Source organism: Bradyrhizobium sp. ISRA436 (assembly GCF_029910015.1).
In the GTDB taxonomy this organism is placed as follows: Bacteria; Pseudomonadota; Alphaproteobacteria; order Rhizobiales; family Xanthobacteraceae; genus Bradyrhizobium.
Genome location: NZ_CP094519.1, coordinates 1058427 through 1081497, shown reverse-complemented (window position 1 = coordinate 1081497; position 23071 = coordinate 1058427). Strand labels below are relative to the sequence as shown.

The 23071-nt window shown below is 65.1% G+C and carries 24 protein-coding genes; 6 read left to right on the top strand and 18 right to left on the bottom strand.

What is annotated here, in order from left to right:
- Window positions 1-18 precede the first annotated feature (18 nt).
- The 6 genes from MTX23_RS05110 to MTX23_RS05085 form a co-directional block, all read right to left on the bottom strand.
- Entirely contained in the window at window positions 19-609 is a 591-nt protein-coding gene (locus MTX23_RS05110; RefSeq protein ID WP_280975541.1) for a glutathione S-transferase family protein, read from the bottom strand.
- A 158-nt stretch (window positions 610-767) separates the two neighbouring features.
- Window positions 768-1589, bottom strand: a complete 822-nt coding sequence (locus MTX23_RS05105) for an outer membrane beta-barrel protein (protein WP_280975540.1) — start codon at window positions 1587-1589, stop codon at window positions 768-770.
- 182 nt (window positions 1590-1771) lie between these two features.
- Entirely contained in the window at window positions 1772-2632 is an 861-nt protein-coding gene (locus MTX23_RS05100; RefSeq protein WP_280975539.1) for an outer membrane beta-barrel protein, read from the bottom strand.
- 313 nt (window positions 2633-2945) lie between these two features.
- The gene (locus MTX23_RS05095; protein ID WP_280975538.1) at window positions 2946-4202 is read right to left on the bottom strand and encodes an MFS transporter; all 1257 of its coding nucleotides are present in this window, start codon (window positions 4200-4202) and stop codon (window positions 2946-2948) included.
- 295 nt (window positions 4203-4497) lie between these two features.
- Window positions 4498-5844, bottom strand: a complete 1347-nt coding sequence (glmM, locus tag MTX23_RS05090; protein ID WP_280975537.1) for a phosphoglucosamine mutase — start codon at window positions 5842-5844, stop codon at window positions 4498-4500.
- Window positions 5845-6059: 215 nt separating this feature from the next.
- The gene (locus tag MTX23_RS05085) at window positions 6060-6233 is read right to left on the bottom strand and encodes a hypothetical protein (RefSeq protein WP_280975536.1); all 174 of its coding nucleotides are present in this window, start codon (window positions 6231-6233) and stop codon (window positions 6060-6062) included.
- Window positions 6234-6342: 109 nt separating this feature from the next.
- On the opposite strand from MTX23_RS05085, the gene MTX23_RS05080 reads away from it, so the two are divergent.
- Window positions 6343-7479 (top strand): alpha-hydroxy acid oxidase, encoded by a 1137-nt coding sequence (locus tag MTX23_RS05080; protein ID WP_280975535.1) that lies wholly within the window; start codon window positions 6343-6345, stop codon window positions 7477-7479.
- Between the two features lie 138 nt (window positions 7480-7617).
- On the opposite strand, the gene MTX23_RS05075 is transcribed toward MTX23_RS05080, so the two are convergent.
- The 8 genes from MTX23_RS05075 to MTX23_RS05040 all read right to left on the bottom strand — a co-directional run bounded on the left by MTX23_RS05075 (window position 7618) and on the right by MTX23_RS05040 (window position 14955).
- Window positions 7618-8196 carry a hypothetical protein gene (locus tag MTX23_RS05075; RefSeq protein WP_280977975.1) on the bottom strand — a complete coding sequence of 193 codons (579 nt, stop codon included), beginning with the start codon at window positions 8194-8196 and terminating at the stop codon, window positions 7618-7620.
- Window positions 8197-8315: 119 nt separating this feature from the next.
- A complete protein-coding gene (locus MTX23_RS05070) occupies window positions 8316-9158 on the bottom strand; it encodes a shikimate dehydrogenase (protein ID WP_280975534.1) in 843 nt (280 codons plus the stop codon).
- A 31-nt stretch (window positions 9159-9189) separates the two neighbouring features.
- On the bottom strand, window positions 9190-9477 hold the full coding sequence (locus MTX23_RS05065) for a DUF1275 family protein (RefSeq protein ID WP_280977974.1): 288 nt from the start codon (window positions 9475-9477) through the stop codon (window positions 9190-9192).
- Window positions 9447-9836 (bottom strand): DUF1275 family protein, encoded by a 390-nt coding sequence (locus MTX23_RS05060; RefSeq protein ID WP_280975533.1) that lies wholly within the window; start codon window positions 9834-9836, stop codon window positions 9447-9449. Before MTX23_RS05060 ends, MTX23_RS05065 begins: the two co-directional genes overlap by 31 nt.
- A gap of 122 nt (window positions 9837-9958) precedes the next feature.
- The gene (locus MTX23_RS05055) at window positions 9959-12007 is read right to left on the bottom strand and encodes an elongation factor G (RefSeq protein ID WP_280975532.1); all 2049 of its coding nucleotides are present in this window, start codon (window positions 12005-12007) and stop codon (window positions 9959-9961) included.
- 252 nt (window positions 12008-12259) lie between these two features.
- Window positions 12260-12745: a DUF992 domain-containing protein gene (locus MTX23_RS05050; protein WP_280975531.1), complete on the bottom strand. Its 486-nt coding sequence runs from the start codon at window positions 12743-12745 to the stop codon at window positions 12260-12262.
- A 242-nt stretch (window positions 12746-12987) separates the two neighbouring features.
- Window positions 12988-13506, bottom strand: coding sequence for a DUF992 domain-containing protein (locus MTX23_RS05045; protein ID WP_280975530.1), 519 nt, complete (start codon window positions 13504-13506; stop codon window positions 12988-12990).
- Between the two features lie 246 nt (window positions 13507-13752).
- Window positions 13753-14955 (bottom strand): pyridoxal phosphate-dependent aminotransferase, encoded by a 1203-nt coding sequence (locus MTX23_RS05040; protein WP_280975529.1) that lies wholly within the window; start codon window positions 14953-14955, stop codon window positions 13753-13755.
- Window positions 14956-15575: 620 nt separating this feature from the next.
- Between MTX23_RS05040 and MTX23_RS05035 the strand changes: the two genes are divergently transcribed.
- Window positions 15576-16229: a glutathione S-transferase family protein gene (locus MTX23_RS05035; RefSeq protein ID WP_280975528.1), complete on the top strand. Its 654-nt coding sequence runs from the start codon at window positions 15576-15578 to the stop codon at window positions 16227-16229.
- Between the two features lie 158 nt (window positions 16230-16387).
- Here the strand turns inward: MTX23_RS05035 and MTX23_RS05030 are convergent, their stop codons facing one another.
- On the bottom strand, window positions 16388-16594 hold the full coding sequence (locus MTX23_RS05030; RefSeq protein WP_280975527.1) for a hypothetical protein: 207 nt from the start codon (window positions 16592-16594) through the stop codon (window positions 16388-16390).
- A 42-nt stretch (window positions 16595-16636) separates the two neighbouring features.
- Here MTX23_RS05030 and MTX23_RS05025 point away from each other — a divergent pair, with 42 nt between their 5' ends.
- Window positions 16637-16786, top strand: coding sequence for a hypothetical protein (locus tag MTX23_RS05025; protein WP_280975526.1), 150 nt, complete (start codon window positions 16637-16639; stop codon window positions 16784-16786).
- 10 nt (window positions 16787-16796) lie between these two features.
- Here the strand turns inward: MTX23_RS05025 and MTX23_RS05020 are convergent, their stop codons facing one another.
- Window positions 16797-17147: a DMT family protein gene (locus tag MTX23_RS05020; RefSeq protein ID WP_280975525.1), complete on the bottom strand. Its 351-nt coding sequence runs from the start codon at window positions 17145-17147 to the stop codon at window positions 16797-16799.
- Window positions 17148-17349: 202 nt separating this feature from the next.
- On the opposite strand from MTX23_RS05020, the gene MTX23_RS05015 reads away from it, so the two are divergent.
- From MTX23_RS05015 to MTX23_RS05005, 3 genes are all read left to right on the top strand, one after another.
- On the top strand, window positions 17350-18165 hold the full coding sequence (locus MTX23_RS05015; protein WP_280975524.1) for a PAS-domain containing protein: 816 nt from the start codon (window positions 17350-17352) through the stop codon (window positions 18163-18165).
- A 96-nt stretch (window positions 18166-18261) separates the two neighbouring features.
- Complete coding sequence (locus tag MTX23_RS05010; protein WP_280975523.1) at window positions 18262-18723, top strand: GNAT family N-acetyltransferase; 462 nt, start codon at window positions 18262-18264, stop codon at window positions 18721-18723.
- Between the two features lie 260 nt (window positions 18724-18983).
- Window positions 18984-19919 (top strand): aldo/keto reductase, encoded by a 936-nt coding sequence (locus MTX23_RS05005; protein ID WP_280975522.1) that lies wholly within the window; start codon window positions 18984-18986, stop codon window positions 19917-19919.
- Window positions 19920-19979: 60 nt separating this feature from the next.
- On the opposite strand, the gene MTX23_RS05000 is transcribed toward MTX23_RS05005, so the two are convergent.
- Both MTX23_RS05000 and MTX23_RS04995 read right to left on the bottom strand, forming a co-directional pair.
- Window positions 19980-21209, bottom strand: a complete 1230-nt coding sequence (locus tag MTX23_RS05000; RefSeq protein WP_280975521.1) for a DUF1501 domain-containing protein — start codon at window positions 21207-21209, stop codon at window positions 19980-19982.
- Window positions 21206-22774, bottom strand: a complete 1569-nt coding sequence (locus MTX23_RS04995; RefSeq protein ID WP_280975520.1) for a DUF1800 family protein — start codon at window positions 22772-22774, stop codon at window positions 21206-21208. The genes MTX23_RS05000 and MTX23_RS04995 overlap by 4 nt, the downstream gene beginning before the upstream one ends.
- Window positions 22775-23071: the final 297 nt, after the last annotated feature.

Below are 23071 nucleotides of genomic sequence, written 5' to 3'. Positions count from 1 at the left end.
CGTTCGTTCCGTTTCAACTCAGCGCGCCGGCGGCAGGCCGAGCGCGCGCTCGGCATCCGCAATCCAGCGGTTGATCACGGCATAGCGGTCGAGATCGAGGCCGCCTTCATGCGCGACGCGCGTGTAGGCGAGCAGCGAGACGTCGGCTAGCGAGAACGCGTCACCGACGAGAAATCGAGTGCCGCCGAGATGCCGTTCCAGATGATCGAGCGCCACATAGCCGCGCTTCACCAGATTCGGATCGAGGTCCGCGACAGCCTTACCGAGATACACAATGTGAAAGCGGCAGACCGCCACATAGGGCTCGTGAGTGTTCTGCTCCCAGAACATCCACGCATCCATCTGCGCCGCGCGATAGGCATCTGCGGGGATCAGATCGCTGCCGCGCGCGAGATAACGGATGATCGCGTTGGACTGGGCCAGCGCGCGGCCGTCGTCCAGCTCCACCGTGGGCACCTGTCCCCAACCGTTCAGCTTGAGGAATTCCTCCGTCCGGCTGCCGCCCTTCATGGTATCGATCTCGATCCATGTGTAAGGCAGCGCCAGTTTGTCGCACACCCATTTCACCTTCAGGCAATTGCCCGAATTGGCGTCGCCGTAGATTTTCATCCGGTTGCGCTCCCTCGGCCTGATCGCGGCGGCAAACGCGACCCGATTGTCGGAAAATCAGCCCCGAACAACAAGCAAGCGCGACGAGGATTCATCGCGCTTCAAGGAGCGATATCGGAACAGCGACGCCGTTCGCTGTCAAGCCGCGCCGGCGCGCCTCAGAACTTGTAGCCGACGCCGACGCGTACCGTGTTGATGTTGGTGTCGACGGTGGACGTGATGCGGGCGTATTCCCACTCCGCGCGCATGAAGAGACCGGCCATCAGGTTCACATCGACGCCAAGGCCGCCGCTGTAGCCGTACACCAGGTGATTGTGCAGCACATCCGATGCGCTCAAGGTCGCGAGCGATGTGAACGACCCCGCCGCTCCCGTGGCGCTGATGGAATCGAAGACGGTGACAGAACGCGAGATGTTGGCATTGCCCAGCGCGACGCCGCCAAACATGTAGGGCAGGAAGCAGCCCCAGGCATAGCCGGCACGGGCGCGGAAGGTGGCAAGGTCCGTGATCGCGATTGCGGCTGACGAATCGACGCGCACGTCATGGAACATGCTGTCCGACAACTTCGAGCCGCTGACCAGTTCCTTGGTCGCGGTCGAAGTGCCGCCGAAATTGTTGGCGTGCATGTAGCTCATCTCGGCTCCGACGACGACATCATCGAATTGCCAGTTGTAGCCGACGAAGCCGCCATAGGCCGGCGAGCGCTGCGATTGCTTGCCAAGCCCGAGATTCCAGTTCGCGACATCCATCTGCTGGATCACGTTGTGATCAAGCAGCGCGGAGAGCATGTTGGCGTTCGTGCCGCTGAAATTCTCGTCGGACGATCCATAGCCGGCCTGTCCGCCGATATAGAAGCCCTCCCAATTGGTGGTCGGGCGGGCCACGCCCTCAGTGAAGCCGCCGCGCAGAATGGGCATGTCCGCGGCGCCCGCGCCGGTCACCGCCCCGAACATCATCGCCGCCAGCAACAACCTACGCATCGCAACGCTCCATCCAACTCACCAAACTATGCGCCGATCATCGCCTGTTAACCTTAACCAATCGTTGTCGCCGGCCACTTTCGACATGCTTGCGTTGCAGAGCTTGCGCCATCAGCGACAAAGAAAAACGGCGCGGGATGATCCCGCGCCGCCTGCAATCGTTAACCTGTCAGGACCGGAAATTAACCCTTGGTGACCAGCGGAGGCGGCGGCGGGGGCGGCACGTCGCAGCAGGTCCAACGCACGCCAAGCCGCACATCCTGCGAGGTCAGGTCGCGGAACTGGAAGGACGAGGGACCGGCATTGCTGCCGTCGAACGAGCGGCCAAAGCCTTGCACCGCCGTGCCCATGTCCAGATAGCGGTAGGCAAGTTCGACCGTGAAGTTGTTGGTAACCTTGTAGGCGACACCGGCGTGCACCGCCCAGGCGAAGTTGGTGCGCGAAGCGCCATCGGCGAAATAGGACGCGCCGGTGACAATGCTCTGCGGGCCGGTCACAGTCGTGAAGAGATTGCCGCTGTCCTGGAAGCCGGAGGTCTGGATGTGCGCGGCACCAACGCCAACACCGACGAACGGCGTCAGGCACCACCAGGTGCCGAGATCGGCATACAAGTTGACCAACCCGACCCAGCTCTTAAAGCCGCCGCCGTAGACGTCCGAAATCGGCCCGAAGCCGGGAATCGTCGCGAAATCGGTGCCGCTGAAGGTCGTCTTCGAGCGATATTCACCGGTAATGTCGGCACGGAGCCAGTTGTTGAACTGATAGCCGACGCCAAGCCCGTAGGACATGCCGCCCGAGAACTCGTGACCGAGCTTGTTCAGCGTGGATCCCGCCGGCAGGGTATCATAGCTGTTGACGTGCAGATGGCCGTTGACGTTAGTCATGCCGATGTCGCCGCGCAGATACCAGCCGCCGAAGTCCTGCACGGGTGGCGGAGCATATGCCATCGGGGGCGGCGGCATGATGGGCATGTCGGCGGCGAACGCCGCCGAGGACAGCAGGGATGCCGCGCCCGCGACAATAAATAACTTAACGCTACGCATTGGCTTCGTCCTTTTGGCCAGTGAGGCGAACACGCAAAGCCCCACGTCTGAAACTCACGGGCCGGACGATGCCAGCAAATGTTTAAGCGGCACTTAACCCTAATTTTTAAGGTTGATGATCCCTCACCGATTTTCGCGCAGTGACGCGGTTGCCGTCGCAAGTGATGCATTCGCAGCACAGCAAGATGGCGATTCCGCCACAACTCCTAATGATACGTTGACGAATGGGCGTTGCTGCGGCGCACGGAACGCGTGCCTGTTAGCGAATGCTTAACCCTGCACGCAAGCGCGATTCGCGCCGTCGCGATGGCCCTCAGTGCCCGACCTTGGGCATCTTCGGCAGGAACACCGCGAGCAGACCGATCGCCGGCAGGAACGCACAGAGCTGATAGACGAAGGCGATCGAGGTGTGATCGGCGAGCTTGCCGAGCACCGCTGCGCCGAGGCCGCCGATGCCGAAGGCGACGCCGAAGAACACGCCGGAGATCATGCCGAAACGGTGCGGCATCAGCTCCTGCGCGAACACGATGATCGCCGATGTCGCCGACGAGATGATCAGGCCGATCAGCACCGTCAGCACGGCGCTCGCGAACAGGCCGGCATAGGGCAGCGCCAGCGTGAACGGCAGCGCGCCGAGGATCGAGAACCAGACCACATATTTGCGGCCGAAGCGGTCGCCGAGCGGTCCGCCGATAAAGGCGCCCGCGGCGTTCGCGGCCAGGAACACAAAGAGATAGAGCTGCGCCGCCTGGGTCGAGACCCCGAACCTGTCGATCAGATAGAAGATGTAATAGCTCGACAGGCTCGAGACATAGAGCTGCTTGGAGAATAGCAGCGCAACCAGCACGCCGAGCGCGACCATCACGCGCCGCTGGTCCGGGTGATCGGGATGGCGCTCGATCACGGCGGCCTTCTTGCCCGCGATCTGCGGCTTGTACCAGGCGCCGATGCGCCAGAGGATCACGATGGCGAGGAATGCGATCGAAGAGAACCAGGCGATCGAGGGCTGGCCGAACGGCACCACGATCAAGGCGGCAAGCACCGGTCCCATCGCGGTGCCGAAGCTGCCGCCGAGTTGGAACACGGATTGCGCAAAACCGTAACGACCTCCCGAGGCCAGCCGCGCGATGCGCGACGATTCCGGATGGAACACAGCAGAGCCGAGACCGACCAGTGACGCGGCGATCAGGATAATCCCGTAAGTACGTGCGACGCTGAGCATCAAGAGGCCGAAGAAGGTGAAACCCATGCCGACCGCGAGCGAGAACGGCTGCGCCTTCCTGTCGGTGAAATGCCCGACCACCGGCTGCAGCAGCGAGGCGGTGAACTGGAACGCCAGCGTGATCATGCCGATCTGCGCGAAGTCGAGCGCGTAATTGTCCTTCAGGATCGGATAGACCGAGGCGATCAGCGACTGCATCGTGTCGTTGAGGAAGTGCGAGAAGCTGATGCCGGCGAGCACGATATAGGCAGGCCCCGCAGCAGCCGCTTTCGCTGCCAGCGCCGGCGGCAACTCGGGCACCGGCACCGGCTCGCCCAGTGCCTCTTCACTCACGACCGGCTTGTTCAATGGAACAGTCCCGAAAGCGGATTCGCAAAAAATACCTCCGTGTCATATGACGCGGAGATGACAGCGACCACTTCCATTAGCCGATAGCAGCGATGCGCTGTGCGGACCGCGACGGACGTCTGCTCCCTCTCCCGCTTGCGGGGGAGGGGTGGGGTGGGCGTACCACCGCAGTCGTATCGTGGAGAGAGCCCCCACCCGCATCGCATCGATGATGCGATGCGACCTAAGAACGAGCTTCGCTCGTCTCGACCCCGCAAGCGGGAGAGATGAAGAAGAGAGGGGCGAATTTTCGAGCTTAAGCCGCTGCGGCGTGGCCGAGCGCGCTGACAATATTGTCGACGACCTCTTCCACCAGGATACGGTCGTCGCCCTCGCCCATCACGCGGATCACGGGTTCGGTGCCGGAGGGGCGGATCAGAAGCCGGCCGTGGCCGTTGAGGCGGTTTTCGCCGTCGGTGATCGCGGACTTGACCTCGGCGTCGTCGAGCGGCTTGCCGCTGCGGTAGCGCACGTTCTTCAGAATTTGAGGCAGCGGATCAAAACGTCGGCAGACCTCCGACACCGGGCGGCGGAGCTTCTGCACCACGGCAAGCACCTGCAGCGCGGCCACGAAGCCGTCGCCGGTCGTCGAGTAGTCGGACATGATGATATGGCCCGACGGCTCGCCGCCGAGATTGTAGCCGCCGGCCAGCATCTGCTCGAGCACGTAGCGGTCGCCGACCGGCGTACGGATCATGTGCATGCCGTTGTCTTGAAGGAAGCGCTCGAGCCCGAGATTGGACATCACGGTGGTGACGATGCCCGGCTTGGCAAGCCGTCCCTCTTCCTTCCAGCTCTGCGCGATCACCGCGAGCAGCTGGTCGCCGTCGACGATGTGGCCGCGCTCGTCGACCAGAATGACGCGATCGGCATCACCGTCGAGCGCGATGCCGATGTCGGCGCGCATCTCGCGCACCTTCTTGGACAGCGCCTCCGGCGAGGTCGAACCGCATTCCTTGTTGATATTGAAGCCGTCGGGTTCGACGCCGATCGGAACGACGTCGGCGCCGAGCTCCCACAGCGCTTCCGGAACCACCCGGTAGGCGGCGCCGTTGGCGCAATCGATCACCACGCGCAGGCCTTCGAGGCTGAGGTCGCGCGGCAGCGTGCGCTTGGCAAACTCGATGTAGCGGTCATGGACGCCGTCGATGCGGCGGGCGCGGCCGAGGCTGGCACTCTGCGCGAGGCGGCGGTCGAGCGACTCGCCGAGCAGTTGCTCGATCTGCTTCTCGACGTCGTCGGACAGCTTGAAGCCCTGCGGGCCGAACAGCTTGATGCCGTTGTCCTCGAACAGATTGTGCGACGCCGAAATCATGACGCCGAGATCGGCCCGCATCGACTTGGTCAGCATCGCGACCGCGGGGGTCGGGATCGGGCCGAGCAGCAGCACGTCCATGCCGACCGAGGTGAAGCCCGCAACCATGGCGTATTCGATCATATAGCCGGACAGTCGTGTGTCCTTGCCGATCACGACGCGATGGCGATGATCGCCTCGCTGAAACACCAGACCTGCGGCCTGCCCCACTTTGAGCGCGAGCTCCGGCGTGATCAGTCCATTGGCGCGGCCCCGAATCCCGTCGGTCCCGAAATATTTGCGGCTCATGTCACCCCCAAGGTGGGCTTCTCGAACCCACCAGCCGAGAAAGCCCCAATGCCCGCCATCTTAGCGTGCACCGGCCTTATAATCTGTCAGCCGCTAAAATGACTTCAAAAAATATGATGAATCATTACCGGCCGCGAATCACGCAATTCGAAGCTAAGCCGTTGTGAAATAAAGGATTACTCCTTTGGTACGCCACCAGCCAGGTGACCGCCCTATCAGCCCTCGTCCTTGCGCAGGACATGGCGGTCCTCCTTGCTGGGCGCCGGTTGGGTCACGTTGACGGGGTCGGAACCCGGGAACGTCTCCTCCAGCCCCTCCTCCAGGGCATCGTCCAGACGGCGCTTTTCAGCGGTCTCATTCGCTTTCGGCTTGGAGCCTGATGGCGTCATCGCGCTCTCCCATCGGTCCTCGATTTGGCAGGCCCTCCAACCATGCTAGATGACGGCAATACCGTACACCTGCAAGACTTGCGACACAGAAGAAGGGCCGGGAACGTCCATGAAGCACATTACCTGCATCGAAGATTTGCGTCAGCTGCACAAGCGCCGGGTGCCGAAAGCGTTTTTCGATTATGCGGACCGCGGCTCCTACACCGAGGACACGCTGCGCGCCAATTCTGCCGACCTGCAGCAGATCAAGTTCCGCCAGCGCATCCTGGTCGACGTCTCCAAGCGCAATTTGTCGACCACGATCCTCGGCGAGCCCTCGGCGATGCCGCTGATCCTGGCGCCGGTCGGCCTGCTCGGCATGCAGCATGGCGACGGTGAGATCTACGCCTGCCGCGCGGCGCAGGCGGCGGGCATTCCCTTCACCCAGAGCACGATGTCGATCTGCTCGATCGAGGACATCGCGGCCGCCGTCGACAAGCCGTTCTGGTTCCAGCTCTACGTCATGAAGGACCGTGGCTTCATCAAATCGCTGATCGAGCGCGCAATTGCGGCGAAGTGCTCGGCGCTGGTCTTGACCGTCGACCTGCAGGTGATCGGTCAGCGCCACCAGGACATTAAGAACGGCATGACGGTGCCGCCGGAATGGTCGCTGTCGAAGCTGGTCGATTTCGCAACCAAGCCGGCCTGGGTGTCCGGCGTGCTGCGCGGCAAGCGCCGCACGTTCGGCAACATCGCCGGGCACGTCAAGGGCACCGAAGACCTCACCAAGCTGTCGGAATGGACCGCCTCCCAGTTCGACACCTCGCTGAACTGGAAGGACATCGACTGGATCCGCAGCATCTGGCCGGGCAAGCTGATTCTGAAGGGCATCCTCGACGTCGAGGATGCCGAGCTCGCCGCCAAGACCGGTGCGCAGGCGATCGTGGTCTCCAATCACGGCGGCCGTCAGCTCGACGGCGCGCCATCCTCGATCGAGGTGCTGCCCGAGATCGCCGATGCGGTCGGCTCGAAGATCGAGATCATGTTCGACGGCGGCATCCGCACCGGCATGGACATAATGCGCGCGCTCGCGCTCGGCGCGAAATCCTGCATGATCGGCCGCGCCTATGCCTATGGCCTCGGCGCCGGCGGGCAGGAGGGCGTCGCCAAGGCGATCGATATCCTGGCGAAAGAGCTCACCACCACGATGGGGCTGTGCGGCGTCAACACGATCGCCGAGATCGACGACCACGTGTTGGCGGTGTGAGGCGACCGCCGTAGCCCGGATGGAGCGCAGCGCAATCCGATACAGTCTCTACCTGGAAAGATTCCGGGATTTCGCGGAGCCTGTCATCGGGCGCGCCTTCGCGCGACCCGTTGGCTCCATCCGGGCTATCGAAGAACATCACATCGGCGGGGTGAGCCCATCGCGGCCGACGCTGACGCGGTCGGTCTCGATCGCGCCATCCGGCCGTTGCTTCATGGAGGCGATGACCTTGGCGCCGCTCTTCAGATCCGACTTGTCGCCCGGAACATAGGTCACGACCGGCGTGTCGGGCGGTACCACGACCTTCTTCTCACCGTCCCTGTATTTGACCAGCAGCGTATGACCATCATTGCCGACGACGGATTGGGCAACGGTCGCGTTTGTCATGCTGCTGTTGGGCTTGAGATCATACGGCCGCGAGCCTTCGCCGGTGCCGCGCATGTTCTCAGGGAACACATGCACCTCGACCGCCTTCTGCACGCCGTTGGATCCGGGCACCGTGGTGGCGCCGATGAAGGAACCGACCTTGACATCCGCCAGCGCAATCTTGGTGAGGCCGAGCACGACGACGTTGTTCGTCATGTGCAGCTTGACGTCTTCACCACTGCGTGACTTCACCGCGAGCGTATCGCCGTTGACGCCCTCGACGGTTCCACGAACCCGCGTCGGCGTGGGCGGCTGCTGCGCGATCGCATAGAGCGTGGACGCCGTCACCATCGCTAGCGCAACGAACGGACGGATGAATTGGGTAGGACGGAACGGCATGATGTGGTCTCCGGACGGGTCATAACCTGACCCAACACCGGACCCCGGCCTTGCGACGCTATTCCCGCGCCTCAAGTCTTTGTGAGATCGGCCTCGACCAGCGCACGCAGTTCCGGCGTGATTTGCGGACGCTGCCCGAACCACAACTCAAAACCACGCACCGCCTGGTGCAGGAGCATGCCGAGTCCATCGGCGGTGTTCAGCCCACGCGCCTTTGCCGCCGCAAGCAGCGGCGTCACCAGCGGCACATAGACGAGATCGGCAACGACGGCCGATTGCGGCAACCGGCCGACATCGATCTCGAGTGCGGGCTGGCCGTGCATGCCGAGCGATGTCGTGTTCACCAGCAGGCCCGCGCGCGGCAGCAACTCGTTGACCGCATCCCACGTCGCGGGAACAACGTTGCCGCCAAGCTGGTCGGCCAGCGCGCGGGCGCGGTCGATCGTACGGTTGACGAGATGAACGCGCGCGATGCCGCGCTCGATCAGGCCGAACACCACCGCGCGCGCCGAGCCGCCGGCGCCGAGCACCAGCGCGTCCTCGGCCTTGTCCCAGCCGGGCGCGCAGGCGTCGAGATTGTTGATGAAGCCTTCGACATCGGTGTTGGTCGAACGCAATTCGCCTTCGGCAAACCACAGCGTGTTGGCGGCGCCGATGGCGCGGGCGCGGTCGTCCGGCGTCGACAACGCAAGCGCGCGCTCCTTGTGCGGGATGGTGACATTGGCGCCGACGAAGCCGCGCAGCGACAAACGAAACAGGAAATCCTTGAGATCCTCCGGAGGCACCGCCTCGATCACGTAGCCGCCCTCGATGCCGAGCGTGCGCAGCCAGTAATGATGGATCAGCGGCGAGCGGGAATGCGCCGCCGGCCATCCGATCAGGCATGCTGCGCGGGTTTTGGAGGACGATGTCATGCCCGTGACATCGGCCAAGCCGCAGTCGCTGTCAATCCGTCCGCTTCGCGGTTTGGGCAGCCAACATGCCGAGCGCGAACGCGGTGCCCGCAGCAAACCAGATCGCGGCGAGATTGATCCAGCGGTAGGCAAGTGCGCCGAGCAGCGCACCCGCGACCAGCGCCGCCCACAACAGCAGGTTCGGCAGCCAGGCCCAGCCTGCGCCGCCGGTCAGCGCCGCGGCGATCAACTGGCCAGCCCTTACCAGCGCCCCGGTGACGTAAGTGAGGCCGAGCCCGCCACCGCCGTCTAGCTGAAATATGGAGTTCTCCAGCCCCATCGCCACCACGACCGCCGCAACCGCGATGTTCGGCAGGCCGAATTCGTTGGCCACAGCCGCAACCTGAGCAGCACCGCCTCGGCGAGCAGGATCAGGGGCTGGCGATGCGCAATCGCAATACGGCCGAGCACGATCAGGCTGCCGACCGCGGCTCCCGCGACGAACAGGACGATCAGCACGAAGGCCTCCAGAGCGTGGTCCCATTGTGCCTCGGAAAGGCTCACGCCAAGCCGCGTCGAGTTGCCGCTCATGAAGGAGACGAACGGGCCGCCGAGATGCAGGTAGCCGATGCCGTCGACATAGCCCGCGAGCCCACTCAGCGCGCACGCCAGCACCAGGTTGCGGCGGGATTCAAGCATGCTCGTCTTGTGCCCTCGTCAATGGGTGCAAGCTATATCACGACGAATCCGAGTTGCCGCCTTAGGCAAGGTCCACCTCTCCCCGACGGGGAGAGGCGAGAAAACGAGAGACCCGTCAGCGCTCACGCCGCGTCGCGATGCGCGGCGATGATCTGGTCGGCGGCGCGGCCCGTCACTTCGGCCATGCGGTCGAACTGGCGAGTGAAGCTGCCGGCGCCGGCGGTGGCCGAGCGCAGCTCCACGATGAGGTCGCCGATCTCGGCTTCCGGCATCGTGGCGCGGACGCAGTCCCATCCGGTCCAGCCGTCGCGGGTGTCGAAGCCGAGGATCTGCCCGCGACGCGCCGACAGGATCGCGTTGATCTTGGCGGTCGCGTCGGTCGGACAGACGATCTCGACCATATGGATCGGCTCCAGCAGCACCGGCTGGCACTGTGGCAGCGCCTCGCTGATGCCGACCCGAGCCGCGGTGCGGAACGCGAGATCGGAGGAATCGACGCTGTGATAGGAGCCATCGGTCAGCGTGACATCGATGTCGATCACCGGGAAGCCGAGCGGCCCGCGCGCCAGGGCGTCGACGACGCCCTCTTCCACCGCAGGAATGTAGTTGCGCGGCACCGCGCCGCCGACCACCTTCTCGTGGAACTCGAAGCCGGTGCCGCGGGGCTTCGGCTTGATGTCGAGCACGACGTCGCCGAACTGACCATGGCCGCCGGACTGCTTCTTGTGCCGGCCGCGCTGGGTGATCGGCTTGCGGATGGTTTCCTGGTAGCCGATCGCCGGCGGATGCGATTTGACGTTGACGCCGAAGCGGTCCTTCAATCGCTCCTGCGCGACGCGCAGATGCATCTCGCCCTGCCCCCACAGCACGGTGTCGTGGGTGCGCGGATTCTGGATCATCGTCAGCGATGGATCCTCCTCGTTCAGCCGCAACAGCGCCTGGCCGAGCTTGACGTCGTCCTTGCGGTCGGTCGCCGCGATCGAGATCGACAGCACCGCCGCGGCCGGCTCGACCTTGGCCAGCGAGGCAGGCGCAGTCTTGCCGCTCGAGACCGTGTCGCCGGTCTTGATCGCATCGAGCTTGCCGAGCGCGACAGTGTCGCCGGCCTCGGCCGACGAACGCTTGCTGTCGTGCCCGCCTGAAACCGCGAGGATGCCGGAGACGCGTCCGCTCTCGCCGGACGACGATTGCAGCGTCGCGCCGTCATCGAGGCGGCTCGCAAGCACGCGCACCAGCGACAGCTTGCCGCCGTGCTGCAGATGCATGGTCTTGAACACATAGGCCAGCGCATCCTTCGCATCAGACACGCCGAGGCGCTTCACGGTCTCGGCAATGCCGGGCGCTTCATGGCGCAGCGCCTTCATCAGCCGCAGCACGCCGTTCTCGCGGATCGCCGAGCCGAGCAGCACCGGACAGATCAGCCCTTCGCGCAATTCGCGCGCCAGGTCGTCGAACACTGCATCGCGCGGCGGCTGGATATCTTCCAGCAGCTGCTCCATCAGCGCGTCGTCGTGGTCGGCGAGCTTCTCCAGCATCGAGAAGCGCGCTTCCTTCTCGCGATCGAGATCGCCACCCTTGAGGGCCATGACCTCCGACGGCTTGTGCTCGCGATAGACGAAGGCGCGCTCGAGCGCGAGATCGACGAAACCTTCGATCAAATCGCCGTTCCAGATCGGGATCTGGCGCAGCACCAGCGGCACGCGCGAGGCCGGCTGCAGCATCGCGAGGGTCTCGCGGATGCGCTCGCTGGCGCGATCGATCTTGTTCAGAAACAGCAAACGGGGAATACAGAGCTCCTCGAGCTCGCGGAGAATGATTTGCAGCTGCGGCAGCTTCTTCTCATCGGCCTCGCAAACCACGACCGCAGCATCAATCGCCGGCAGCGCGGCACGCATGTCGTGCGCGAATTCGACCGAACCGGGACAATCGATAAAGGTGTAAGTGTCGCCCATGAAGGTGGTGGTGGCGGCGGTCAAGCTCACGCCCATCTTGTGCTGGCGCGCCTCGGGGCTGGCATCGCCGACGGAGGTTCCGGCATCGACGCTGCCGGCAGTCTTGACGGCGCCCGTACGCGCCAGGATCGCTTCCAGAAGTGTGGTTTTACCGCTTTGGAAAGGGCCCACCAATGCAATGCACCGTGGACCTCGGGGACTTCTGACGTCTTGTCCCATTGCCGCCTCCTCGTGTTGGAGCTCGGCCCGTGATTGGGTCGGCGACCATTCATGCTCTGCCTGCGTCAGGCGTTTGGCAAGCGGGAAAACGTCGCTGCGATGCGGCGTCTTGCAACCTTGGCGCGACGAAGCGTCAACCAGTTAATGTTCGGACTTTCGCGCCGTATGCTCCAGTTCCATCGCCGCCGCCGACGCGATGTCGCGCCAACGTGTCGCAATCGTGAGAAGGTGCGAGAGCGGTTCGCGCCCGGGTTAGCGTCCCGGGCGCAGCTCCAGGCTCTCCAGCCCCGCGGCGAGGTTGACGCCGACCTGGCCCTGCACACTCAGCGGCTGCAAGGCGATCGTGTTGTCGGAGCCACCGACCAGCACGTTGCCGCCGACGCCGACACCAAGCGTCGCGCTGCCCTGCGCGCCGGCATAGTCGCCGGAGAGAGCGCCCGGACCGAGCCGCGCCACCGGCGCGTAGACGCCCCAGGCCAGCGCTGACTCCTGCGTGATGCCGAGATCGATGCCGACCTTGCGGATGGTGGCAATGTAGCGATCCTCCGGCACGGCGTCGGCCCGCAGCACGCAACCGAGATTGGTCACTGAGCCGACGATGAATCCGATGCTTGCGCCGCCGCGGCATTCTAGGACGCCGACCTGCACGCGCTGGATCGGCTGCTGCGCGTTGGCGCCGGCGATCGAGGCTGCAAGTGTGACAATGGCAGCACCGGCGAGAAGGACGAAGCGACGCATTGGGGAGTCTCCGGCTGAAGGCGTGCTGCGAGCAGAGAACGGTACGGGCGCCGTGCCCCCGACGCCCGCGCAACCTATGCCATAACGCGCGACGCCGTGCCAGAATTAGAGATATTCAACTCCGGATTGTTACGGCATGTGGCAGCATTGCTGTCAGTGCCACGTCCCCGCGATCGGCAAGAGACAAAAAGCAAGAGACAAAAAAGAGGCCCGCTTTCGCGGGCCTCTTGGACTTCACCGGCTTAGTGGTGGTGATGCCGGCGGTGATAGTGCCGGCGCGGGCCGCCAGCGCGGACCGGCTCGAGGTCGAGCGCGGCGATACCGGCCGCGACGTTGAAGCCGGCCTGGCCCTGCAGGCTGATCGGCTGCAGCGCGTAGGAATTCGCCGGACCGCCGACGAGGAAGTTACCGCCCGCACCCAGGCCGACCGACGCGTTAACGCCGACGCCGCCGTAGCTGCCGGCGAGCGCGCCGCGCGGGACACGGGTGCTCGGCGCGCTCACCGCCCAGGCGAGCTGCGTCTGCGCGGTGACGCCGAGATCGAGGCCGACGCGGCGCACGGTCGCAACATAGGCCTCCGGCCGGCGGCCTTCGGTCTGGAACACACATTCGAGCTGAGTGACCGAGCCGACGACGAAGCCGACATTCTGCCCGCCCTGGCATTCGAGGACGCCGGCCTGAACAACCGGGGGCGCCGCGTTGGCGGCGGCGATCGGCGCCAGCAGCGCGAGCGTGGCGATGGTTAGTGTCGAAAGTCGCATTGGTCTGTCTCCGCAGGTGAACTGAATTGCGCGGCGGACAGAAAGGAAGGGTCGTGTCCAAAACAAGGCGGACCGCAAAGGTGCCGTAAAAACTTCCGGCGTGTGACTATTGGGACGTGCGCGCTCGCGCCGAGATGAGCAGGATGTGATTTGACACGCCAGTTTTGGATTGCGGCGTGCTCGACTGTAATGCGCGCGAAAACGCTCCCGCACCATGTGCGGGAGCGTTTCTCGTTCGGAAGCGATTTACCTGAGATTGCCGCAGAAGCGCTGGATGCGCTTGCAGGCGTCTTCGAGATCCGAGGTCTTGGTGGCGTAGGAGATGCGGAATGCAGGTCCCAGCCCGAACGCGGATCCCTGCACCACGGCAACGCCCTCGCCCTCGAGCAGCTCGGTGACGAACGTCTCGTCATTGTCGATCACCTTGCCCGACGGCGCCTTCTTGCCGATCGTGCCGGCGCAGGACGGATAGACGTAGAATGCGCCTTCCGGACGCGGGCATTCGATCCCGCTCGCCTGGTTCAGCATCGACACCACGAGGTCGCGGCGCTCCTTGAACACCTTGTTGTTCGCCGGGATGAAGTCCTGCGGACCGTTCAGCGCCTCGACGGAAGCCCACTGCGAGATCGACGACGGGTTCGAGGTCGACTGCGACTGGATCGTCGCCATCGCCTTGATCAGCGGAGCTGGACCGCCGGCATAGCCGATGCGCCAGCCAGTCATGCAATAGGCCTTCGACACGCCGTTCACGGTCAGCGTGCGCTCATAGAGCGCCGGCTCGACCTGCGCCGCCGTGGCGAAAACGAAGTCGTCATAGACCAGGTGCTCATACATGTCGTCGGTCATCACCCAGACATGCGGATGCTTGACCAGCACGTCGGTGATCGCCTTCAGCTCGGCGCGCGTATAGGCCGCACCGGTCGGGTTCGACGGCGAGCACAGGATGACCCACTTGGTCTTCGGCGTGATCGCCTTCTCGAGATCCTCGGGCTTGAGCTTGAAGCCGCTCGCGGCCGTGCACACCACGGGTACCGACTCGCCGCCGGCGAGTGCCACCATTTCGGGATAGCTGACCCAGTACGGCGCCGGGATGATCACCTCGTCGCCCGGATTGATGGTCGCCATCAGCGCGTTGTAGAGCACCTGCTTGCCGCCGGTGCCGACGATGACCTGGTTCGGCTTGTAAGTCAGGCCGTTCTCGCGCTGGAATTTGTTGACGATGGCTTCCTTCAGCTCCGGAATGCCGCCGACATCGGTGTACTTGGTCTTGCCGGCCTCGATCGCGCGGATCGCCGCCAGCTTGATGTTGGCGGGCGTGTCGAAGTCCGGCTCGCCGGCGCCGAGGCCGATGACGTTGCGGCCCGCGGCTTTCAGCGCGCGTGCCTTGTCCGTGACCGCGATCGTTGCGGACGGCTTCACACGGTCAAGCGCAGCGGACAGGAAGGCCATTGTCATCTCCTGGCAAACGTCGTGAGCCGTTGGCCACGACTTGATTTGGATGGGATCGCCGCACCCTAGGCCTGTCGCCGCTGCGTCGCAAGAAGCTTGGCGGCAAAGCGTGAAAACTTTCGCGCATGGCTTGAGGCGCGCGCAACATTCCGAAAGTTCCGGCCTCAAATCACTCATATCCGGCAAGGGCTGCGCTGGCCGGACAGGTTTGCCGGCGAGGCTTACGGCCACATGCGCCGCGCATAAATTGCTCCGAGGACAATGCGCCGCGCAGTGCCGCCACTCGCCTGCGGACGATCCAGGCGCATGCCATCTCCGGCCAGGGTGCCGGCGGCTCCGGCGCGCGTTAAGGTTGACTGCCACGACGCGTCCGACTCGCGCGTCGACAGCCGGCATGCGAGCATCGCGCAAGCGTGATCCGAGTTGTTCTGATGTGTCGATGGACTCGTTCTGCGCGCGTGCAGTGCGGTAGACGTTTCGACTTTTTCCACGATCCGGGGCTTGCGACGCCCCCCCATCGGCATCATTGTTTAGGCGCGTTGCGGTGTGACAGGCCGCGCGCGCCAAGCCGCGCAGTCTTCGAACCTTTCCGTCTTTCCGAGCGAGTGAACCCCGACGCAATGTACAAGCTCTATTCGATGCAGCGCTCCGGCAACAGCTACAAGGTTCGCTTGGCGCTTGCCGTGCTGAACACGCCGTACGAAGCGATCGAGATCGACATCCTGCGCGGCGAGAGTCGCACCCCGGAATTCCTGGCCAAGAACCCGAGCGGCCAAGTGCCGCTGCTCGAAGTGGCCGAGGGCCGCTACCTCGCGGAGTCCAACGCCATCCTCTGGTACGTCGCCGCCGGCACGCCGCTGTCGCCGGAATCGCGGATCGAGCGCGCCGAGGCGCTGCAGTGGATGTTCTTCGAGCAGCACGCGCTGGAGCCGAACATCGGCGCCGCCTATTTCTGGCTGTCGCTGGTCAGGGGTGGACGGGACCTGCAGACGCACGCGCTTGAGGACTGGATGGAGCGCGGCTATGCGGCGCTGCAGGTGATGGAAAATCACCTGAAGAACCACGCCTATTTCGCCGCCGAGCAGCTCACGGTCGCCGATATCGCGCTCTACGGCTACACCCATGTCGCCGACCGCTGCGACTTCGACCTGGCAACCTTCCCGTCCATCCGGGCCTGGCTCCGGCGGGTCGAACAGACCCCCGGCTTCGTCGCGATGGATTGGCAGCCCGGAACCGAGACCGAGCCGCCGGCCCGCCTCGTGGCTGGCCTCTGAACAGCGGGGATAGCGGGAAAACTGCCCAAATAGCGGGCAAAACTGCCTCATCGGCCCTGCTTTTGCCGTTTTCTCGGCCATTGCCGCCGCAATATTGCCGGCGACGACCATCAGATTCGTTCGGATGTCGCGGGTGATTCGCCCGCGCCTTGAAGGATTTAGACCATGATACGGTCGTCCGGCACGGCAGGCTTCCAGAGCTGCCCTGCCCCTGTGGCATCTTCCCGGCTGACGAATGCGATCGCCGCGTCGCTCGCGATTTGCGCGCTGACGCTTTGCCTGGTCGTCACGATCACGGTGCTGTCGAGCAACGTCACCATGGCGATGCCGATCCCGTCATAGCTCACATCCTCGCAGGTAGGCACCTTTCCGCGCCAAGGCGCGGTGGAGACAACGCGGCTCGAACGATGAAGACACCTGTCGGACTTGTGACCGTGACGCTGACGGTGGCGATCCTGCTGGCCGCATCGCTCTTGATCGTGACCGGCACGCGCGGCGAAGGCCGTGCGCATCCGATGCGCATCATGACGCCTACGCCCAACCCTGCCGCCCGATAAGCCCCCGCGCTCAGTTCCATTTGTGGAAGATGAAGAACGCGCCGACGGCGATGAAGGCAAAGCCCAGCACGTGATTCCAGCCCAGGGGCTCCTTCAGGTACAGCACCGAGAAGCAGGCAAACACGACCAGCGTGATCACCTCCTGCATGGTTTTGAGCTGCGCCGCCGAGTAGACCGCGCTGCCCCAGCGATTGGCCGGCACCGCCAGCCAGTATTCGAAGAAGGCGATGCCCCAGCTCACGAGGACGACGATGGGGAGTGGATGCTTGAACTTGAGATGGCCGTACCAGGCAAAGGTCATGAAGACGTTCGAGGCGAACAGCATCAGGATCGGCAGCAGCGAAGGCGAAATGGCGGGCATCGATGTCCTTTTGAAATTCCGGCAGGTTGTGACCCGGATGCGGGTTCCACGCGGATCTGCATATCATTTGATTTGAAAGCATTGAAAGCTCGAGCGACCGGGGCGAGTAGGCATTAACGCTGCCGACGGAAATGCCGGCGACGTTGCGGACCTGTCGTCAAACTGCGGCCCTATTGTTTGTTCGACAGCAACGAGAGCGAGCATGCGGTTCGACTGGCGTGCAATTTCAGGTCCGGTTCTGACGGCAGCCACCGCGCTGGCCGCGTTCCTGATCGATCGCCTCATCGTGCCGGTGCCCAACCCGGCGCCGCTGTTCGTCTGCATCGTGGCTCTGACAAGCTCGGTCAGCGGCATCGCCTGCGGGCTGATCAGCGCCGCGATCGCGGTCGCCGGCTCCGCGCTGTTCTTCCTCGACCATCGCGCAATGCCCGGTTATGACGCCTCCGACGTCGCACGGATGCTGATGCTGGCGGCCACAGCCGCCGGCACTGCCGTGATCACGGGATTGCTGCGGCGGAAATGGATCGACGCCTTCGCCGCCGAACAGGAGCATCACGCCACCGCGGGGCGGCTCGCGGCCGCGCTCGACCAGGTCGATATCGGCATCGTGCTGCTCGACGCCGACACCCGCGCCAAATTCATCAACCGCGCCTTTCGCGACTACTTCGCACTGTCAGACGCGCAGGCCGACTCCAAGCCGCCCTTCATTGCGCTGATGTACCACGGCCGCGACACCGGCGCGTGGCAGATGCCCGAAGATGAACTGGGAGCGTTCATCGCCGAGCGCACCGAGAAGATGCGTGCGGGCGATTCCACGCCGATCAACATCAAGCTTGCCGGCGGCGAGGTGCTGCGCTTCAGCTGCACGGCGCTGCCCGACGGCGGCCGCATGCTGAGCTACACGCCGGTGACCGATCTGGTGCGACACACCGACGACCCCGCCGACGCCGAGTACTATCGCTCGCTGCGCGCCGGCAGCGAACATCATCTGGCGCGGCTGCTGCGCGCCGCCGAGTGAGGCCTCGCGCGCCTTGCACGGCATTTGATCCCGCGCGATCCCGACGATAGAACGTGACAAGCCGCTGGCGCGCATCGCTCAAACGCAGGGTCACTCATGTCCGACGACGTTACCATCCGCTTCGTCACCCGGGATGACTACGCCCAGTGGCTTCCTTTGTGGGATGGTTACAACGCGTTCTACGGACGCTCGGGGCCGACGGCGCTTGCGCCCGAGATCACCGCGGTGACGTGGCAGCGCTTCTTCGACGCCTACGAGCCGGTGCACGCGCTGGTCGCCGACCATGGCGGCAAGCTGCTCGGGCTCACGCACTTTCTGTTTCACCGCTCGACCACGGCGATCGAGCCGACCTGCTATCTGCAGGATCTCTTCACCAGCGAGGCCGCGCGCGGCAAGGGCGTCGGCCGCGCCCTGATCAATGGCGTCTACACGCAGGCGAAGCTCGCGGGCTCGCCGCGGGTCTACTGGCAGACCCATGAGACCAACCACGCCGCTATGCAGCTCTACGACAAGGTTGCGGAGAAGCCGGGCTTCGTCATCTACCGCAAGATCTTCTGAGCGCGCCTTCCGGGGCGTGGTGGAAAAGACAAGGTGTCACCGGCGCGTTACAATGCGCCGTTAGGCTTCGCCCTGCGTAAGATCAGGCCCCCCGTCTCGGATCTTCGCCCCGAGCGGTCCCCGTCAGTCGCCGCGTCTGACCGGGACCGCTTTTTTTGCGCTATTGCCATGCGCCATCAGCGGTAGGCCCACACCTTGCCGGCCCCAGGCATGCGCGTCACAATCCGCTGCATCTCGCGCCCATCCTACAGGACTGTCTCATGGAAATTCGCAATCTCGGCGGCTCCGGCCTGCGCGTCTCGGCGGTCGGCATCGGCTGCAACAATTTCGGCCAGCGCACCGATCTGGAAACCTCGCGCAAGGTGATCCACAAGGCGATCGATCTCGGCATCACCCTGTTCGACACCGCCGACATCTATGCTGGGCAGGGCGGCTCGGAGACCGTGCTCGGCACCGTGCTGGGCGACCGCCGCAAGGACATCGTGCTCGCCACCAAATACTCCAAGCCGATGGCGGCCGACGGTACCAAGCAGGGCGCCTCGCGCCGCTACATCATGTCGGCGGTGGAGGCGAGCCTGAAGCGGCTGAAGACCGACTACATCGATCTCTACCAGCAGCACGATTACGATCCGCTGACGCCGATTGACGAAACGCTGCGCACACTCGACGATCTCATCCGCCAGGGCAAGGTGCGCTACGTCGGCAACTCCAACTTCCCGGCCTGGCGCATCGCGGAAGCCGAGCACGTGGCACGTGCGATGAACGTCAACCGCTTCGTCTCGTGCCAGGACGAATACAGCCTGCTGGTGCGCGGCATCGAGAAGGACCTGTTGCCGGCGGCGCAGGAATACAATCTCGGCCTGCTGCCGTTCTTCCCGCTCGCCAGCGGCCTGTTGACCGGCAAGTACCGGCGCGGGGCCGCGGCGCCCGCCGACACCCGCTTCGCCAAGGCACCGGCCTTGAAGGATCGCTATGTGACGCCGCGCAACGAGGATATCGTCGAGAAGCTGCAGGCGTTTGCCAAGGAGCGCGGCCACACCATGCTCGAGCTCGCCTTCTCCTGGCTCGCCGCGCGCCCGCAGGTCTCCAGCGTGATCGCCGGCGCCACCCGCCCCGAGCAGGTCGAACAGAACGTCAAGGCGATCGGCTGGAAGCTGAGTGCGGAAGAGATGGCGGAGGTCGACAGGATCACGTAGGGGTAGTTACTTGCGTCGTCCCGGCCTTCGCCGGGACGACAGGGTGGTTAGGGTTCGGGTTTACACCACCAGCCCCTTCATCGGCTTCACCGGCGCGCTGTCCGGAAACACCGTCTCGGCCAGCGCCCGCTCGCCGATGCCGAGCTGGTCGTGCAGCACGCCCTTGATCACCGCGCGCAGGTCGGTGGTCGGGGCGAGGTCGCGGGCCTGGTAGAGATTGGCTACCTTGAGGCCGGGCCAGTCCGTGATCATGCGGCCGCCCTTCACCGCGCCGCCGGCGAGCAGCGCGACGGTGCCGGTGCCGTGGTCGGTGCCCTCGGTGCCGTTGATGCGCGCAGTGCGGCCGAACTCGGTGGCGACCACGATCACGGTGTCGCGCCAGCGATCCCCTAAGCCGCTCTCGAACTCCGCCAGCGCGCCGTCGAGGCCGCCGAGCAATTGCGCGAGACGCCCGACCGGACCGCCCTCATTGGCATGGGTGTCCCAACCGTCGAAGGCGAGCGCGCCGATACGCGGGCCGTCGTCGGCCGCCATCAGCTTGGCCGCGCCGCGCGCCACCAGCCGCATCGCGCCGATGCCGTTCATGCCGGGCTTCGGCTTCATGTCGGAGCCCTGCGCCTGCTTCTCCAGCTGCAGACCCTGCGTCAGCGCGCTCGCCAGCGCGGGATCGCGGTGCTGATAGAGATCGACGAGCCGCATCGCGGTGTCGTCGGCGGCCTGCGGCAGCGCGACCGGCGCCCATCCGACGGTCGGCGCGGCGCCGCGCAGCACCAGCGGCGTGGTCGGGCCGACCGCGAGTGCGCTCGTCACCCGCTCGCCCTTCGGCAGCGCCTCCAGCGCGCGGTTGAGCCAGCCGGACTGCACGCGGCCCGGCCCGGGGAAGCCGCTCTCGAGCACGTCCTGCCCATCGAAATGCGAGCGGTCGCGATAGGAGGTCGCAACCGCATGGACCACTGCGGCCTGCCTGGCGCGATACATCCGTGCGAATTCCGGCATCGCCGGATGCAGGCCGAAGAACGGATCGAGCATCACCGCCGCGTTCGGCCCATCGGCCTTCAGCGCGAGCGCACCGTGCAGTCCGGCATAATCGGGATCGCCGACCGGAGCGACGGTGGCGAGCCCATCGAGCGCGCCGCGCAGGATCACGACGACCAGCCGCGGATCACGTCCATCGGCCGCGCGCGCGAATTTCGGCAAGTAGGCCCAGGCGGCAAAGGAGGCGCCGCCAAGCAGCAGCGTGCGGCGCGATGTCGCCTGGATCATCAGGCTCTCACAGCACCCCATCGTCATCTCCTCTGGAATTCCGGCGACATCAGCAGCAGCGCCAGCGCCTGCTGGCGCGATTCCGCGCGCTCGACCGTGCGCCGCGTCTCCGCCGACGCGGCTTCAGCGGCGACGAGCTCGAGCAGGTCGCGCGGGTCGAGCCGGTCGCCGAGCGTGGCGCCGAGCTGCGCGGAGATATCGAGCCGCAGCTTGAGCCCCTCCGGCGCAGCCCAGGCCGCGCTGGTATCGGGAAAGCCGTTCGGGCCGGCAGGCGTCCACAGCGGCTGGCCGAGCACGTTGAGGCCGTTGAGATAGCGGCCGGGATCATCGGGGGTGCGCGCCAGCAGACGGCCGGTCGCGATCAGGAAATCGTAAGGGCTGCGCATCTTGGTCAGCGGGGCCTGCCAGGCCTCGTCGGACTGGACGAGCGCGGTGGCGAGCGCCTTGAGGTCGCCACCGGTCTTCGTGAAGACGTCCTGCAACCGCGTAACCAGCGCCGGCGGCGGATCGTCGGCAACGAAATGGCGGGCAAGCTTGGTGGCGATGAACCTCGCCGTCGACGGGTGCCGCGCGATATCTGATAGCACCGCCTCGCCTTGCGCGATGCCGTTCTGCGCATAGGTCTTGCCGAGCACAAGCTGCGGGCCCGGCTCGTGCGCATTGGCATTGAACACGAAGCTGCCGGGCGCGCCGAGCTGGCCCTTGCGGCCGGCAAAGGTCCACCCCGTGATCACCCGCGCAAACGACGTCACGTCGTCCTGCGTGTAGCCGCCGCCGACGCCGAGCGTGTGCAGCTCCATGATCTCGCGCGCCAGGTTCTCGTTCAGGCCGCGGTGGCGGTTGATGCCGGCGCGGGAGTCCGGGCCCAGCGATTGCTGGTTGTCGAGGAAGAACAGCATCGCCGGATGCTGCTCGACGGCCTGCAGCATGTCGGCGAAACGGCCGAGCACATGCGGGCGGATCGCCTCGCGCTCGAACGAGCCCGCCCACATCCGCGCCAGCGCGCCCTTGTTGGCCGAGATGCAGAAATGATTGGACCAGAACACCACGAGCCGCTCGACAAAGCCGCAATCGGCGACCACGCCGCGCTGCAGCCGCGCCAGGGCCTCGGCGCGGAACGTCTTCTGGATGATGTTGAGCGGCTTTGCCGGCGGCTTCTGTGGATTGGCCGCGGGCGGCATCTCAGCCGGCGCCATCGCGGCATTGGCATTGTCGGCCGTCCGCGCCGGCGCCTGCATCGCAGGATCCTTCGCCGCGATCTCCTTGGCGGCGCTGGGCAGCGAGAGATTGCGCCGCTGCGGCCGCGTTGCATCCGACGGCGGCGGCGTCTCGGTTGCAGCGGACTTCGCGGCCTTCGCCGACTCGCGCGCCTTGCGGATTTCGAATTGATAGTCGAACACTTGCTTGCCGAGCTCGGGCGTCGAGAGCAGCCCGGGGACTTCGAGCAACGCGCCGTTCGGGCGCGCCAGTTCCGCCATCACGAAACCGCGCGGATCGGACGCTGCGTTGATGAAGTCGCCGGATGCGCCGCCGCGCGCGCCAAACCCGAAACGATTGAGGGCAACCAGGGCGGCTTGCGAATCACGGGCCATCTGAATTCCCTTGGCGGCATATCCCGGCTATATCTGCGCGGGATCATAGCGCGGCTCGAGATGAACCCGAGATTAATTCGTTGATTAAATCGCGGTTAGGAATGCGCCTCTCGTCATGACGGATCCGTCTGAAAATTTCTCCCCGCGCCGCCTCGCCTGCGCGAAATGCGGCACCGAATTCTCCTGTACGCTCGGGGGGCCGTGCTGGTGTTCCGACGAGAGCTTTCGGCTGCCGATGCCGGCCGAGGGGGGCGATTGCCTGTGCCCCGCATGCTTGCGGAAACTGGCGGAACAACA

Excerpts from the sequence above, each read along its gene's own strand:
- MTX23_RS05110 (WP_280975541.1), bottom strand. The coding sequence starts at position 609 with ATGAAAATCTACGGCGACGCCAATTCGGGCAATTGCCTGAAGGTGAAA.
- MTX23_RS05105 (WP_280975540.1), bottom strand. The coding sequence starts at position 1,589 with ATGCGTAGGTTGTTGCTGGCGGCGATGATGTTCGGGGCGGTGACCGGC.
- MTX23_RS05100 (WP_280975539.1), bottom strand. The coding sequence starts at position 2,632 with ATGCGTAGCGTTAAGTTATTTATTGTCGCGGGCGCGGCATCCCTGCTG.
- glmM (WP_280975537.1), bottom strand. The coding sequence starts at position 5,844 with ATGAGCCGCAAATATTTCGGGACCGACGGGATTCGGGGCCGCGCCAAT.
- MTX23_RS05085 (WP_280975536.1), bottom strand. The coding sequence starts at position 6,233 with ATGACGCCATCAGGCTCCAAGCCGAAAGCGAATGAGACCGCTGAAAAG.
- MTX23_RS05080 (WP_280975535.1), top strand. The coding sequence starts at position 6,343 with ATGAAGCACATTACCTGCATCGAAGATTTGCGTCAGCTGCACAAGCGC.
- MTX23_RS05075 (WP_280977975.1), bottom strand. The coding sequence starts at position 8,196 with ATGGTGACGGCGTCCACGCTCTATGCGATCGCGCAGCAGCCGCCCACG.
- MTX23_RS05070 (WP_280975534.1), bottom strand. The coding sequence starts at position 9,158 with ATGACATCGTCCTCCAAAACCCGCGCAGCATGCCTGATCGGATGGCCG.
- MTX23_RS05065 (WP_280977974.1), bottom strand. The coding sequence starts at position 9,477 with ATGGGGCTGGAGAACTCCATATTTCAGCTAGACGGCGGTGGCGGGCTC.
- MTX23_RS05060 (WP_280975533.1), bottom strand. The coding sequence starts at position 9,836 with ATGCTTGAATCCCGCCGCAACCTGGTGCTGGCGTGCGCGCTGAGTGGG.
- MTX23_RS05055 (WP_280975532.1), bottom strand. The coding sequence starts at position 12,007 with ATGGGACAAGACGTCAGAAGTCCCCGAGGTCCACGGTGCATTGCATTG.
- MTX23_RS05050 (WP_280975531.1), bottom strand. The coding sequence starts at position 12,745 with ATGCGTCGCTTCGTCCTTCTCGCCGGTGCTGCCATTGTCACACTTGCA.
- MTX23_RS05045 (WP_280975530.1), bottom strand. The coding sequence starts at position 13,506 with ATGCGACTTTCGACACTAACCATCGCCACGCTCGCGCTGCTGGCGCCG.
- MTX23_RS05040 (WP_280975529.1), bottom strand. The coding sequence starts at position 14,955 with ATGGCCTTCCTGTCCGCTGCGCTTGACCGTGTGAAGCCGTCCGCAACG.
- MTX23_RS05035 (WP_280975528.1), top strand. The coding sequence starts at position 15,576 with ATGTACAAGCTCTATTCGATGCAGCGCTCCGGCAACAGCTACAAGGTT.
- MTX23_RS05025 (WP_280975526.1), top strand. The coding sequence starts at position 16,637 with ATGAAGACACCTGTCGGACTTGTGACCGTGACGCTGACGGTGGCGATC.
- MTX23_RS05020 (WP_280975525.1), bottom strand. The coding sequence starts at position 17,147 with ATGCCCGCCATTTCGCCTTCGCTGCTGCCGATCCTGATGCTGTTCGCC.
- MTX23_RS05015 (WP_280975524.1), top strand. The coding sequence starts at position 17,350 with ATGCGGTTCGACTGGCGTGCAATTTCAGGTCCGGTTCTGACGGCAGCC.
- MTX23_RS05010 (WP_280975523.1), top strand. The coding sequence starts at position 18,262 with ATGTCCGACGACGTTACCATCCGCTTCGTCACCCGGGATGACTACGCC.
- MTX23_RS05005 (WP_280975522.1), top strand. The coding sequence starts at position 18,984 with ATGGAAATTCGCAATCTCGGCGGCTCCGGCCTGCGCGTCTCGGCGGTC.
- MTX23_RS05000 (WP_280975521.1), bottom strand. The coding sequence starts at position 21,209 with ATGACGATGGGGTGCTGTGAGAGCCTGATGATCCAGGCGACATCGCGC.
- MTX23_RS04995 (WP_280975520.1), bottom strand. The coding sequence starts at position 22,774 with ATGGCCCGTGATTCGCAAGCCGCCCTGGTTGCCCTCAATCGTTTCGGG.